The 13,422-nt window shown below is 57.5% G+C and carries 11 protein-coding genes, 1 tRNA gene, 1 pseudogene and 1 riboswitch; of the genes and pseudogenes, 9 read left to right on the top strand and 4 right to left on the bottom strand.

Annotated elements, in window-relative coordinates; genetic code table 11:
* Positions 1-2: 2 nt before the first annotated feature.
* Complete coding sequence (locus tag JFN90_RS15095; RefSeq protein ID WP_199395950.1) at positions 3-278, bottom strand: chorismate mutase; 276 nt, start codon at positions 276-278, stop codon at positions 3-5.
* A gap of 8 nt (positions 279-286) precedes the next feature.
* A complete protein-coding gene (nadB, locus tag JFN90_RS15090) occupies positions 287-1,882 on the bottom strand; it encodes an L-aspartate oxidase (RefSeq protein ID WP_199395949.1) in 1,596 nt (531 codons plus the stop codon).
* 343 nt (positions 1,883-2,225) lie between these two features.
* Between nadB and JFN90_RS15085 the strand changes: the two genes are divergently transcribed.
* The 5 genes from JFN90_RS15085 to mscL all read left to right on the top strand — a co-directional run bounded on the left by JFN90_RS15085 (position 2,226) and on the right by mscL (position 6,346).
* Entirely contained in the window at positions 2,226-2,840 is a 615-nt protein-coding gene (locus tag JFN90_RS15085) for a lytic transglycosylase domain-containing protein (protein WP_199395948.1), read from the top strand.
* A 14-nt stretch (positions 2,841-2,854) separates the two neighbouring features.
* The gene (gene pgsA, locus JFN90_RS15080) at positions 2,855-3,445 is read left to right on the top strand and encodes a CDP-diacylglycerol--glycerol-3-phosphate 3-phosphatidyltransferase (RefSeq protein ID WP_199395947.1); all 591 of its coding nucleotides are present in this window, start codon (positions 2,855-2,857) and stop codon (positions 3,443-3,445) included.
* A gap of 60 nt (positions 3,446-3,505) precedes the next feature.
* Positions 3,506-3,580, top strand: a tRNA-Cys gene (locus JFN90_RS15075).
* 734 nt (positions 3,581-4,314) lie between these two features.
* The gene (locus JFN90_RS15070) at positions 4,315-5,631 is read left to right on the top strand and encodes an OmpA family protein (protein WP_199395946.1); all 1,317 of its coding nucleotides are present in this window, start codon (positions 4,315-4,317) and stop codon (positions 5,629-5,631) included.
* A gap of 310 nt (positions 5,632-5,941) precedes the next feature.
* A complete protein-coding gene (mscL, locus tag JFN90_RS15065; protein ID WP_199395945.1) occupies positions 5,942-6,346 on the top strand; it encodes a large-conductance mechanosensitive channel protein MscL in 405 nt (134 codons plus the stop codon).
* A gap of 40 nt (positions 6,347-6,386) precedes the next feature.
* A riboswitch (cyclic di-GMP riboswitch) is annotated at positions 6,387-6,463 on the top strand.
* 127 nt (positions 6,464-6,590) lie between these two features.
* Here the strand turns inward: mscL and JFN90_RS15060 are convergent.
* Together JFN90_RS15060 and JFN90_RS15055 are read right to left on the bottom strand one after the other, a co-directional pair.
* A complete protein-coding gene (locus JFN90_RS15060) occupies positions 6,591-7,256 on the bottom strand; it encodes a trimeric intracellular cation channel family protein (RefSeq protein WP_199395944.1) in 666 nt (221 codons plus the stop codon).
* Positions 7,257-7,318: 62 nt separating this feature from the next.
* Complete coding sequence (locus tag JFN90_RS15055) at positions 7,319-8,587, bottom strand: amidohydrolase (protein WP_199395943.1); 1,269 nt, start codon at positions 8,585-8,587, stop codon at positions 7,319-7,321.
* Positions 8,588-9,123: 536 nt separating this feature from the next.
* Between JFN90_RS15055 and JFN90_RS15050 the strand changes: the two genes are divergently transcribed.
* The 4 genes and pseudogenes from JFN90_RS15050 to JFN90_RS22645 form a co-directional block, all read left to right on the top strand.
* A complete protein-coding gene (locus tag JFN90_RS15050) occupies positions 9,124-9,798 on the top strand; it encodes a hypothetical protein (RefSeq protein ID WP_199395942.1) in 675 nt (224 codons plus the stop codon).
* A gap of 278 nt (positions 9,799-10,076) precedes the next feature.
* Entirely contained in the window at positions 10,077-10,703 is a 627-nt protein-coding gene (locus tag JFN90_RS15045) for a fibronectin type III domain-containing protein (protein WP_199395941.1), read from the top strand.
* A gap of 677 nt (positions 10,704-11,380) precedes the next feature.
* Positions 11,381-12,328 carry a sulfurtransferase gene (locus JFN90_RS15040; RefSeq protein WP_236019020.1) on the top strand — a complete coding sequence of 316 codons (948 nt, stop codon included), beginning with the start codon at positions 11,381-11,383 and terminating at the stop codon, positions 12,326-12,328.
* Positions 12,329-12,381: 53 nt separating this feature from the next.
* Positions 12,382-13,299 (top strand): annotated as a pseudogene (locus JFN90_RS22645) (heterodisulfide reductase-related iron-sulfur binding cluster); the annotation flags it as partial.
* Between the last annotated feature and the right edge of the window lie 123 nt (positions 13,300-13,422).

Here is a 13,422-nt window from a genome sequence, read left to right as displayed (position 1 = left end):
CTTTAGTGTTCGCCTCGGGTCATGATGCGCTCCAGGCGGCGCGATTCGTCGATCACCCTCTCGAAAAGACGCACGATGGCCTGGTCGTCCAGGGGCCCCTCGTTCTCCGACGTCATCCGGGCGAAGATCCGCTTCTCCCGGGCGGGGTCGTAGACCGGCAGGTCGAGCCCCTTCTTGATCTCGCCTATCCTGAGGGCGAGGGAGGCGCGCTCGTTGAAGATACGCAGCAGTTCGCTGTCCAGCCGGTCGATCTCATCCCTGATCTCGTCAATGCGCATGGCGATCCTCAGAACTTCTTCTTGATGTGGGTGTCGCGCTTCCAGTTCACGTCGTCGACGCCCGGGTAATCGATGTTGTAGTTGAGCCCGCGCGATTCCTTGCGCATCTGGGCGCAGGCGACGATCAACTGGGCCACCGTGGCGATGTTTCTCAACTCGATCAGGTCCGAGGTGACGATGAAGTTCCAGTAGTACTCCTCGATCTCGTCCTGGATCAGCTCGATGCGGCGCATAGCGCGCGCGAGGCGCTTGTCGCTTCTCACGATGCCGACGTAGTTCCACATGAAGCGGCGGATTTCGTCCCAGTTCTGGGACACCACCACCATCTCGTCCGAGTTGGTCGCGGTGCCGGCGTCCCACTCAGGGATCTGCGGGAAGGAGAACTGCTCGTCTTTCAGGATCTGCACCGCGTGCTCATAGGCGCGCCCCGCGTAGACGGCCGCTTCCAGGAGCGAGTTACTGGCAAGACGGTTGCCGCCGTGCAGGCCAGTGAAGGCGACCTCGCCGATGGCGTAGAGGTGCTTGATGTCGGTCTCGGCGTTGAAATCCACCTGCACGCCGCCGCAGAGGTAATGCGCCGCGGGGACGACCGGGAGCATCTCGGTGGTCATGTCGATGCCGTACTCCAGGCAGGTCTGGTAGATATTGGGGAAGCGGGAGGTGATGTACTCGGCGCCGCGGTGCCTGATGTCCAGGTAGACGCAGTCGTCGCCGTAGGTCTTCATCTCGTTGTCGATGGCGCGGGCCACGATGTCGCGCGGCGCCAGGTCCTTCAGGTGATGGTACTTCTCCATGAAGGCGGTGCCGTCGCGCCGCTTTAGGATGGCCCCCTCACCACGCACCGCCTCGGAGATGAGGAAGGAACGGGCGTTGGGGTGGTACAGCGTGGTCGGGTGGAACTGCATGAATTCCATGTTGGCAATGGTCGCGCCGGCGCGGTAGGCCATGGCGACGCCGTCACCGGTGGCGACGTCCGGGTTGCAGGTATAAAGATATACCTTGCCGGCGCCGCCCGAAGCCAAGAGCGTGATGCGCGCCGCAAAGGTCCGCACCACCCCGGACTCCTTGTCCAGCACGTGGGCGCCCAGGCAGCGGTTGTGCTCCAGCTTCTGCTTCATCACCTTAGACTCGGTTACCAGGTCGATGGCGATGTGGTTCTCGTAGATGGTGATGTTCTCGTGCTTCTTGGCAGCCGCCACCAGGGCGCGCTCGATCTCGCGGCCGGTGATGTCCTCGGCATGCAGGATGCGCCGCGCGCTGTGCCCCCCCTCGCGGGTGAGATCGTAGTCGTCGCCGCTCTTGGTGAACTGCACCCCCCAGTCGATCAGGTTGCGGATCACCTGGGGCCCTTCCTCGACCACCATGCGCACCACGTCCTCGTGGCAGATGCCGGCGCCGGCGACCAGGGTGTCCTGCACGTGCGCGTCGAACGTATCGTCTTCCGAGGAGACCGTGGCGATCCCCCCCTGCGCGTAGTTCGTGGCCGACTCCGAGATGTCCCTTTTGGTAACCACCGCGACCTTGCCGTGGGCCGCAGCCTGCAGCGCGAAGGAAAGCCCCGCGATACCGCTGCCGATCACCAGAAAATCAGTTTTCTCCTTCATCAAACTACCCCCCGATAAGCTGGATTAGGCGTTTCTTGAGACCGAAAAATGAGACGAAGCCGTGCAGCAGTCGCGAGTACTTCAGGAAAGGCTTAGGGGGTCATGGCGGCAACGTTGGGCCTGTGCCCTCAAAGGGAGTTTTCTTGGTGTGCGTCGCGGGTACCTTGCGTCCTTCGCGTAACCGGCTCGGGAAAACCCGCAAATTATTGATCCGCCCAAGATTTTTGTCAAGACTTTTGACATGTTATAGCCCGCCAACCTCACATTAGACCTTGAATTATCATGCTTATTGGTCTATATATTTCGATGGCGGAATTCTCTGTCCCATTAAAAAAGGAAGCTCATGCGCTTGACGTCACACCGAGTTTTTCTGGCAGCCCTCCTGACCCTGGCCGCGTTGTCGTGGTGTATTCCTGCACCCGCTCGCGCCGACATATATAAATACGAAGATCCCGATGGCACCGTCCATTTCACCGACGCACCCACCGACAACCGTTTCAAAATCTTCATGCGCGACATAAAGAAGGACAAGCGCCTGAGGACCGCCTTCAAGCTCTCCGGCTATGCCCGCAACCCCGCCGAGTTCGAACCCATCATCACTTCCTGCTCGCGCGAGTTCGGCGTGGACAGCTCGCTGGTGAAAGCGGTGATCCATGCCGAGAGCGGCTACAACCCGAGCGCGGTGTCGCCCAAGGGCGCCCAGGGGCTGATGCAGCTCATGCCCAAGACCGCCCAGGGGCTCAAGGTCGCCGACTCCTTCAACCCCTCCGACAACATCCGGGGCGGCGTGCGTTACCTGAGGTTTCTCTTGGACACCTTCAAGGGCAACGAATCGCTGGCCGTGGCCGCTTACAACTGCGGGCTGAATGCGGTCGCGAAGCACGGCGGCATCCCCCCCTATCCCGAAACCCAGACTTACGTGTCCAAGGTACTCAGTTACCGTAACAGCTACAGATAGCGCAAAGGCCAAGCATGCCCTCCACCCGAGCCCAGATCATGAACCTCCCGAATATCCTGACCATGCTGCGCATAGCGGCCATCCCGCTTTTGTGCGTCCTTTTGCTGTCGCCCGATCGCGAGCCCGGCTTCTGGGCCGCGGCGTTATTCGCCGCCGCATCGGTCACCGACTGGCTGGACGGGTATCTCGCCAGGAAAATGGGGATCGTCACCGTCTTCGGCAAGTTCCTGGACCCGATCGCCGACAAGCTGATCGTCATGGCCGCGCTGATCATGATCCTCCCCTTCAACCGGGTGCCCGCCTGGATGGTGCTGGTGATCCTTGGGCGCGAGATGATCATCACCGGTCTGCGTGGCATCGCCTCCACCGAAGGTATCGTCATCCCTGCCAGCAACCTGGGCAAGTTCAAGACCATCTTCCAGTTGGTGGCCATCATCGGGCTGTTGCTGCACTACGACTACCATTGGTTCTTCGGCGTCCACCATCCGCTGGTGATTGTGAACATGCATAACGTCGGCATGTTCTATCTCTGGATCGCGACCATCATAACCATCTGGAGCGGTGTGGACTACCTGAACAAATTTGTGAGAGTGATAGCCAAATAAAAATTTCGTATTGACACCGGCGAGGGAATCAGGTTATAAACGGGCTCCTTCGATGTACAAGGCGGCATGGCCAAGTGGTAAGGCAAAGGACTGCAAATCCTTCACTCATCGGTTCAAATCCGATTGCCGCCTCCAAATAGAAAGGGCTTACAGTGACACACTGTAAGCCCTTTTTCTTTTCGTCGTAGTTCATATTACATTTTAGTACTCTCCGCCTCCCCCCGCCCCCCTCTATCTCCGCCCCATCACCCCGCTCCAAAATCAGCAATTTCAGTCTACAAGGTCTGCAACGACCAAGATCCAACCTTATCCGAAGTAGTCGTAATCCGCACCCCGCTACAATCTGGTACGATCGACGCCTTCCTTCCCCACAGCGCCCCCGCACTTGCCCCCAGCACTCGGCTCCGCCAGCAAAATTAGCTTGATGCAAAGGATATCTTAATTTAAAGTGCCTCAGCCGGCCAAGTGGTGGCTGAAGAGGATGAACAGTTTTCTGCTCATCCTCCCATTTGGCACAAAATCCCTCCACGACCAGGCGTCATACCGACATCTTACGCCGATAGCTTAGTTAGGCTTATCACTAAAGATAATAACTTCCTCCACGGGAATCTTATGAACTTATGTGCGTCCCCCTGGTGCCTGGTGCCCCCGGGAAACACTCAACCAGCGCCGAAAGCATAAGGAAAAACCTCACCAGAATATCAGCAATTCGCTGAGTTTACTTCGCATATCGCACCTTCCCCAACCTAAAAGACTGAAAAACATGAACAATATCAAAAGGTCTTGATCAACACATCGCGGAGTGCTACGTTCGATGCGTTTGCCAACTCGGCATTCTAAGCATAAATATCTTATGAAAAGGAGGAAGTATGCGGAGAATTGTTGCATCGATGCTTGCTTGCGCGGCGGTGGTTACGATGGCCAATGGCGCTGTCGCCGGTGAACGACAGGGGGCTTTTTCGGTGTCGCCCTTTGTCGGCGGGTACACCTTTGACGGGGAGCAGCACCTGGAGACGGCCCCGGTGTTCGGTTTGCGCCTGGGCTACGACCTGACCAAGAACTGGGGTGTGGAAGCCGTTGCCGATTTTCTGGCGACCGAAGGAACACGCAATGACCGCAGCGTCAACGCCTTGTCCTATCGCCTGGACATCCTCTACAACTTTTTGCCGGACGGGCCGCTGGTGCCGTACCTTGCAGTGGGCGGCGGCGGCATCACCTATGGGCACGGCCATGACGGTCTTAAAATCAGCGACAGGACCACCGACGCCACCATCAATGCGGGCGGGGGCATCAAGTACTTTCTGACCGATTCTGTCGCCCTGCGCGCCGACGCCCGGCAGCTCTTTTTGCTGGAAAGCCCGGACAGCCCCAAGTACAACTGGGAATACACCGCCGGCTTGACCTTCCTTTTCGGCGGGCAGGCAGCTCCTGCGCCAGTGGCGGCTCCGGCACCTGCGCCAGCAAAGGTTGTCGCCCCTCCCCCTGCCCCGGCTCCCGTGCCGAAACCGGCTCCTGTGGTCGCTCCGGCACCTGCCCCAGTGCCGCCGGCACCGTCGGCCGCCCTTTCCATCACCCCGAATTCGATCACCAGGGGTGAAACCGCCACCCTGGCGTGGAGCTCTAAGAACGCCACCAACTGCACGATCCAGCCCGAAGTCGGCGCCGTCCAGCCCCAGGGCTCCGTGACCATCACCCCCGCCGACAATGCTGCCTACACGTTGACCTGCAATGGTGCCGGCGGCAGCGCCGAGAGCGCGGCAAGGGTTGCGGTAGCTGCTCCTGCGCCGGTTGTGGCAGCGCCTGCGGCTCCGGTTCCCGCTCCTGCTCCGAAACTTTGCAGCCCCGCGGTGATAAACATCCAGTTCGACACCAACAAGGCCGATCTCAAGCCCCAGTTTCGCAACGAACTCAAAGCGCTGGCTGATTTCTTGAAAGAGTTCCCCAATGCCAAGGGCGTCATCGAGGGGCACACCGATAACGTCGGCCCCAAAGCGCTCAACATGAAACTGTCCCAGCGGCGTGCCGACACGATCCGCGATTATCTCGTCAAGGAGTTCGGCATCGCTCCCGACAGAATCAAGGCTGTCGGCTACGGTCCCACCAGGCCCGTCGCCAGCAACAAAACCAAAGCAGGGAAAGCGCAGAACCGCAGGATCGAATCCAATTTCACCTGCAACGATAAATAACAATCGATACTGAGATGTTGACCGGCAGAACACCCTTTACTATAAGGGTGTTCTGCCGGCTTTGATCCGGGTGTTCGCATTCAACTACCTACAACAGCATAGCCTTGTTAAGATCAATACAACAATGAAGAATCCAACTCTGAACAAATCAAGAAAGTAATCGCTATGGCGATTCCCTGGGATCGACAAGTCCTGTGAGGATCCCTTCATCTGCTAGACAAAAAGCGCGAGCATTGCATAACCTTGGGTGAATGTCCGACTGCTTGCCATTGTCAAGGCAAGGTTCATTATCCCCTACGGAGGTATGACCATGAGCATCGTCAAGGAGTTCAAGGAATTTGCGGTTAAAGGCAATGTCGTTGACATGGCGGTCGGCATCATCATCGGCGCGGCGTTCGCCAAGATAGTGTCTTCCTTCGTCGGTGACGTTGTCATGCCGCCCATCGGAGTCCTCGTGGGTGGAGTGGATTTTTCCCAACTCGCGATCACCGTCAAGGAAGGATCTGGCAACAAACCGCCGGTACTGATCAGCTACGGCAAATTTATTCAAACCATCATAGACTTCACCATCGTCGCCGCTGCCGTGTTTGCTGCAGTGAAAGGGATCAATGCCCTGAAGAAAAAAGAAGCAGCAGCACCGGAGGTTCCCCCCGCACCAACAAGGGAAGAGATGCTGCTGGGCGAAATCAGGGATCTCCTCAAAAGCGGCAGATGATGTTGCAGTAGCACTCGGAAGTTCGTAAAAGGTAACGGATAAACGACAATACTAAACCATCCGCGAGGATGGGACGGAAAGCCTACTGGGTCTCACCGAGACAGCCGGATCGCCGAAATATCTTCCCAGGATATGCAGGTGATCCCGGCTTTTTTGTCCAGGGAGCCAAAGGGACGCACATCAAGAATAAGTTTCGACCGGGCGGGGACGTTGCTGATTTTGAGATTATCATACCTTGCCCACCTCAGTGCTTGGTTTCGCCGTCATCCTTCCTCTTTGACGCAGGCATGGCCGGTTGCTCGGGGCCGCTGGCTATCGGTAGATGCCAGCCCCAGCGGATAGCCATGAGCCGCAGCCCGAAACAAAGGACCGCACCGGTAATCGTCACCGCCGTCGCAGGCAACCGCAACGCAGAGCCGATCACAACTACGGCGGCGCCAGCCAAGGCCGCCATGGCATATATATCGGAGCGCAACACGGTGGGAACCTCGGTCAGGAGCACATCGCGGCTCATGCCGCCTCCGATGCCGGTCAGCATGCCGAGCACCGCTGCCATGGCCGGGTTGAGACCGAATACCAAGGCCTTTTGCGTGCCGGCAACAGCGAAGAGCCCTAGTCCAGCGGCGTCGAACAGGAGCACTGGGTTGCGCAAACGATCGATGATGGAGGGGCGCCAAAAGGTTACAAGGCCAGCGAGCAGTGAAGCCGCCAGGTAGTACCAGTTGCTGATCGCTGCCGGTGGCGTAGCGTCGATCAACAAGTCGCGGACTATGCCTCCGGCATTCCCGGCCGCAAAGGACAGGACCAAGACGCCGAACAGGTCGAGGCGGCGCTTCATTCCGGCCGTTGCACCGCTCAACGCAAAAACAAACGTGCCCGTGAGATCAAGCACTAGGAGAAGCGTCCCCATCCCGTCCTCTCTCATCTCAAACTCCGCGATACCTCGCCGCACCGTTCACCGGCTTGCTACCCCTACGGCGCCAGCCATGTGAGCGCCGCGACGACTAAGGTCTCGACACCGGTTTCCAACGTTGGATGGAGCACAGGGGCGAACAGGGGGCTATGGTTAACCGGCAGCTTATTGACGGTTCCGGCCTCTTTGGCCTTTGAATAGGTTTCCATGTCGGTGCCGCCGACAAACCAGAAGACAGATGGCACGCGCCAAGCTGTGCCGAAACAGCCAAAGTCTTCGCTCGCCGGCGCGGGTCCGGTGTGGTGCACTCGCGCTGGGGAGAAATGAGAGCGGAAGGCTTCCGCGATCCGTTGGCTTGCCGCCTCGTCGTTTACATTGAGCGGATACTGGTCCAAGGGCGTGATCTCCGGGCTCCGGGGAGCACCTGAAGCTACCGCCTCGGCGTTGACGATCCGCTCGATCGCAGCCAATACGCGCTGGCGGACACCGGCATCGAAAGTCCGAACGTTCAGCTTTATGATCGCCTCGTCCGGTATGACGTTCTCCTTCGTGCCGGCTTGCAAGACTCCAACCGTGACGACTGCGGCCTCGGTCGCGGCCACCTCGCGGGAAACGATAGTCTGAAGCCGCAAAACGATGGTGGCGGCCATGACCACGGGATCAACGCTGGCTTGCGGCATCGATCCGTGTGCACCACGACCGAACAGCTTGATTTGAAGGCTGTCGGCCGCCGAGGTGATGGGGCCGGCACTTCCGGCGATGTCGCCGGCCACTCCTACCATGACGTGTTGCCCAAGCACGACAACCGGCCGGGGGAAACGGGCGAGGAGGCCGTCGTCGATCATGGCCTGGGCGCCCTGCGCCGTCTCCTCGCCGGGCTGGAAGACCACCATCAACGTCCCTCGCCAGGCATTCGGTGCCTGAGCGAACAAGGCGGCGGCGCCGGCAAGCCAAGCCACATGCATGTCATGGCCACACATATGCCCAACCGGCACGGTTTTCCCTTCCGCGTCCGTCGTGGTCTCTTGGCTTGCGTAGGAAAGATTGGTTGCCTCTTCAATGGGGAGCGCATCCATATCGGCGCGCAGCATGACCGTCGGCCCTTCCCCGTTGCGGAGCAGCCCTACCACCCCCGTCTTGCCGACGCCGGTGGTCACCTCGTAACCTGCCCTGACAAGCCAGTCCGCCGCTAACGCAGCGGTTCGCGTCTCTTGCATCGACAACTCTGGATGGGCATGCACGTCCTTGTAGAAGGCTTCGATGTCTGGGGTGAGCCGATCGAGATTCTTCAGGACAAGATCCGAGGCAGTTGCAGTCTTCGTATTCATACTTTCTTTCCTCGCAACACGTGTGGGGCTAGGTTTTGACCGCCGGCGGCCGTCTCGCGTGGCTACGCACTCTTCTTGTGCTAACCTCGAATCCATCATCGCTCACGAGCCAGCGCACCGGTCCTCGCTCTTTGTCGACGGCGTGAGTTCGTAAAGTAAACCATAAAAAGCTTGTGCCACAATCGATGCCTAGCGATCAGGAGTCGTATGATCTCTATGCCATACTCTCTCTCCACAAAGGGGAGAGGTGGTACCATCCATGCCCCCAGCACCGGAAAATTAACTTGATACAAAGTATTTCCCAATTTAAAGTGCATCGGCCGCACCGTGCAGCACCGCGAGCTACTGATGGCGGTCGGAGGGGTAAGAGGTCGACACAGGACAGGCATATAGCATGTCAGTAAATCTGGGCACCGATTAAAAGGGCCTTCGTGGGAACGCTGCTGAGATTTTGAGACTTGCAGGAGCAAAGAATCAAAATGACAAGAACGCGCCCTCTTCTGATCACAACAACAACAATTTAAAAAGAGGGAGCCATGGTTAAAATCTTACTGCTATTACTTTCATTGCTTGCTACCTGTCCATTTGCCGCGGCCGATGACCATGCGCCTAATAAGAATGAGGTCGAGGGGCTGAGAGAACAGGGATATTCGTTGAAAACTATTTCCCCGATTTTCAGTCAACTGGTTATGTTCTCCTTTCCCAAAAGCTTTACACCGGTTTATGAGAATACCAAAGGTGGCCAATACATCCGCGAATCAGTGCTCCCCGGGGAAAGCACAGAGAAGTGGTCGCAGATGATCACCATTACAGGAGCAAAGGGGCTTGCATCGAACGCTAACGTGACTCCGCAGGTTTTTGCGAATTCCATTGCTGGGGGTTTTAAGAAGGCTTGCCCCACCTCATTCAGCGGAGCAGGACTAGGCGGATTCAAGATCGACAACCACGATGCGTTCGCTGCTGTTGTCGGTTGTGGAGTCGCGAACCCTACGGGCGATTTGTATAGCGAGACCATGCTCCTCATCGTCATCAAAGGTCAGAGCGACTACTACACCATTCAATGGGCAGAAAGAAGCGCTGCATCGCCGACTCCAATCAAGATCGACGACGCCAAATGGGCCGACCGTCTCAAGCGGCTTACGCCGATCAAGCTGTGCCCCATCGTCCCAGGGGAACCCACCCCCTACGCTAGTTGCGTCGGCGGCGCATAAAGGGCGGAATGGGGTCAGGTTTGACATTAGGGCACAGAAGAAACAAAGAGAGGAGCCGCAGCTCCTCTCTTTTCTACCCTGCCCTACTTATTAAATTATTTCACAAATTCCTTGAAATTCTTCCCCACGCACTAAGCTCCAACCATTATCGTTGTTTCCATACCTTGCATCCCCCCACCCCTCACACCCCCGGCACCACGAACATTTGCTCTTGCAATGCCCTTTCGCCATGCTACGGTATGTGAGTTTTCTAATTCAACAAAATGGAGGCCAACCACATGGGGAAAAATCGCAACGGCGGGGAAAAGGACGAGGACATCATCCGCGCAGCCGGTGATCTCCTTACCAGCTTGAGCAAAGATCCATCCATCATGCGAAGCATCTATTACCTGTTACCAGATCAGGAGAGAATGCAGGCCGCCCACGATCAGCACCGTAACCTTTTCCATGAGGTGCTCGGCGGTGCCCATGACAAGGAGGGGGAACTGGAGGCGGCGCGTAATGAAGTCGTTCGACAGATGAGCATGGTTCACAGCATGGCGAATCTCACCGGCAAACACGACCCGACGATTCCGCAGAAATTGGGGATGGCATCAACGCCATCGACACCCAAGCGCACTTCCTCTCCCTATCCATCGACGATGACCTTGAAGGTCGTATATCAGGACAATAAATTGGTAGCGAGGGCAAATGGTGTTAAAAGCGTCAAGAGCTACGATGTGTGGGTCTGCGAAGGCGACCCGTTCGTGGAGAGTAGCTGGAGGCACCATGCCACTTCAACCCGGGCCAAACGCATTGTCTTGACCGGCCTCACGCCGGGCAAGATGTACTATTTCAGGATCAGGGCACTGACCACACATGGGGAAGGACCTTGGTCCAACTTCGTCAATATCATGGCCATTTGATAATTCCTCCCAGGCGGCCACTACTGAGCCTTCCGGTCTCAGTAGTGGCCGCCTTTCCGCCTTCTGCAACCCCATTCCCATCAGCCAAACTCTTCCCCCCATGAGCCTGAACGCGAGTTCTATCTTACAATCCCTCTAAAATGTTCCATTTCGGTACGCCGCACGGCCGCAACTGCCTACTCGCCGGTGGGAACTGCATAGTTGTTTAGGAAAACTGCGGACTTGAGGGCGAGAACGCTATAGTGATGGCAGCAACTATAGAGTTGTTGAGGTGAACTTGGTGGTTGTTGACAAGAACTGTGTAGTTGCCGCTGAGAACTATACGGTTATTGGCCATAAATGCGTGGTTAGTTGAGGGAACTGCGGAGTTCCCCCTAGGAAATATGGGGTTGCCTCAAGGAACTGCGATGTTGCTTCCAAGAAACAGGGACTCCTGGCGAGAGGGTCCACTGATTTCAGGATGTTATCAATCCAAATCCCGCTACAAGCTGAGTGACCACGCCAGAGTGCGAGTATGATGATGCATCCATTTAGTCACCTGGATCCCCGCATCCGTTACTTTAGTATTTCACTTCTTACTTTGTCCTTGATTTTTACGAGTTTTTTGGTTAGTTATGCCGTGGCAGTTACTTTACCATGGAGGTTGTGAAATGAAGGGGTCTATTGCGAGGCTTTTCTTGACTATTGCGATGTTATTGTTAGTAGCCACCGGGGCTTATGCCTCGGCAGCAAAGCAAGGGTACAAAGGTTATGCCCGGGGCAACGCCCTGATCACGGCTGCTGAGCTGAAACACCTCATCGACTCGAAGGACCCCAACCTGATCATCGTGGCTGCCGAGAACGAGCTGGAGTACCGCGTCGGTCATATCCCCGGCTCTTTCATGGTGGACCGTCCCGAGTACGAGGCTCCGGCGGAAACGCAGAACGGGGTGACCGGCAACCTCATCAATGCTGAAGGGTTCACCAAACTGGCAAAACAACTGGGCATCAACAAGAACTCAAAGGTCGTCATTTACGACACCAAGTACGACGCTACCCGGCTCTGGTGGGCCTTCTTATACTACGGCAAAACCGATGTGAGGGTATTGGACGGCGGGATCAAAGCCTGGAAGGAGAGCGGCTACGACACGGACTTCCTGGCTCCGGAAAAACGTCACAACGGCAGTTTGGTGGCCAAGGTCGCCTATCCCCGGCTCAGGGTCGATACACCGGAGATCGTAGCGCTGAAGGACTCGCCCAAAGGGCAGCTTTGGGATGAACGTGAACAGAAGGAATTCTGCGGCGAGGAACTGAAGAAAGGTGCCTATCGCAAGGGGCGCATCCCCTGGGGGAAATTCGCCAACTGGGAACTCTTTAAACTGAAGGCGAACAAGGCGGAGTGGGTTTCCGCCGAGGAAGCTGCCGCTACCTTGAAGAAACTCGGAGCCGACCCGAAGAAGGACCAGTACTTCTTCTGCCAGTCCGGCGTGCGCTCCACGCAGGCTCTGTTCACCTTCTACCTGCTCGGCTGGTCGCTGGACAAACTGCACAACTACGACAGTTCCTGGATCGGCTGGTCCAAGGATCCTTCCCTGCCGATCGTCTCCGGTTGCAGCACAACGCCTACCGTAGCGGCCATCCCTTGATCATCCATCTCAACTGCGGTGGGGAGTCCCCTCCCCACCCTGGGAAATAGACAATGGCAGTATCCGACAAGACACTTATGGCACCCAGCGCAGCGGCCGGCAATATCGGCAATTGCACTGGGTGCAACCTTTGCGTGAAGGAATGTGATTTCCTGCAGCGGACGGGGAACCCGAAGACTCTCGCATGTGGAGGGGCCGACTATGACCCCTTCGAGTGCACCCTTTGCGGCCTGTGCACCGCGGTCTGTCCGTTTGATGTCGACCCGGCGGCGTTTTTCTTGGAGCGCCGGCGACAGATCCGGGAGCAAAGGGGGAATGACGACCCGCGCCACGCACCGTTGATCGCTTATGAAAAGAAAGGTACCTCCCCGGCCTTCACCTTTTACGGGCTGCCGGAGCGATGCGACACCGTCTTTTTCCCCGGCTGCGCCCTCCCCGGTTCGCGTCCCGACGCGGTGTGGGGCGTGTACGAGGAGTTGAAGCGGACGGTCCCGGATCTCGGCATCGTCCTCGATTGCTGCCTCAAACCCTCGCACAGCCTGGGCAGGAAAGAACATTTCGACGCCTCATTCCAGGAGATCACCGGCTACCTCCTGGGAAAAGGCATCAAGAAGGTGCTGGTCGCGTGCCCCAACTGTCACCGTATCTTCAGCGAGTATGGCGGGCACTTCAGTGTAGAGACGGTTTACCAGGCTTTCGCTAGCACCCACGGAACAATATCGACCACCAGCTCCACCGACGTCGTCATTCACGATCCCTGCGTATCGAGGGAGATGGCATCGATGCAGGACGCCGTCCGTGAACTTGCACGACGCCGTGGCCTGCACGTGGAGGAGATGAAACATTCACGACAAAGGACCCAGTGCTGCGGACGCGGCGGCGGCGTCAACTTCCTGCGCCCCGAATCCCTCACGGAGGCGGCCGCGTCACGCGCCGCTGAAGCGGCAGGAAGACCGATCGTGACCTACTGCGCGGCATGTGCGGAAACCTATCGCGGCAAAGCTAAGACCGTGCACGTGCTCGACCTCTGGTTGAGCCCGGAAGCAGCGATGGCGGGCAAGGCCAAGGTGTCTCGGGCTCCCTTCACCTACTTG

The sequence above is a fragment of the Geomonas propionica genome, from assembly GCF_016458235.1.
GTDB lineage: Bacteria > Desulfobacterota > Desulfuromonadia > Geobacterales > Geobacteraceae > Geomonas > Geomonas propionica.
Note: the sequence above shows the minus strand (reverse complement) of the source record. Positions and strands in the feature narration are given on the sequence as shown.

Excerpts from the sequence above, each read along its gene's own strand:
- JFN90_RS15060 (WP_199395944.1), bottom strand. The coding sequence starts at position 7,256 with ATGGGGACGCTTCTCCTAGTGCTTGATCTCACGGGCACGTTTGTTTTT.
- JFN90_RS15085 (WP_199395948.1), top strand. The coding sequence starts at position 2,226 with ATGCGCTTGACGTCACACCGAGTTTTTCTGGCAGCCCTCCTGACCCTG.
- JFN90_RS15045 (WP_199395941.1), top strand. The coding sequence starts at position 10,077 with ATGGGGAAAAATCGCAACGGCGGGGAAAAGGACGAGGACATCATCCGC.
- JFN90_RS15055 (WP_199395943.1), bottom strand. The coding sequence starts at position 8,587 with ATGAATACGAAGACTGCAACTGCCTCGGATCTTGTCCTGAAGAATCTC.
- JFN90_RS15050 (WP_199395942.1), top strand. The coding sequence starts at position 9,124 with ATGGTTAAAATCTTACTGCTATTACTTTCATTGCTTGCTACCTGTCCA.
- JFN90_RS15095 (WP_199395950.1), bottom strand. The coding sequence starts at position 278 with ATGCGCATTGACGAGATCAGGGATGAGATCGACCGGCTGGACAGCGAA.
- mscL (WP_199395945.1), top strand. The coding sequence starts at position 5,942 with ATGAGCATCGTCAAGGAGTTCAAGGAATTTGCGGTTAAAGGCAATGTC.
- JFN90_RS15070 (WP_199395946.1), top strand. The coding sequence starts at position 4,315 with ATGCGGAGAATTGTTGCATCGATGCTTGCTTGCGCGGCGGTGGTTACG.
- pgsA (WP_199395947.1), top strand. The coding sequence starts at position 2,855 with ATGCCCTCCACCCGAGCCCAGATCATGAACCTCCCGAATATCCTGACC.
- nadB (WP_199395949.1), bottom strand. The coding sequence starts at position 1,882 with ATGAAGGAGAAAACTGATTTTCTGGTGATCGGCAGCGGTATCGCGGGG.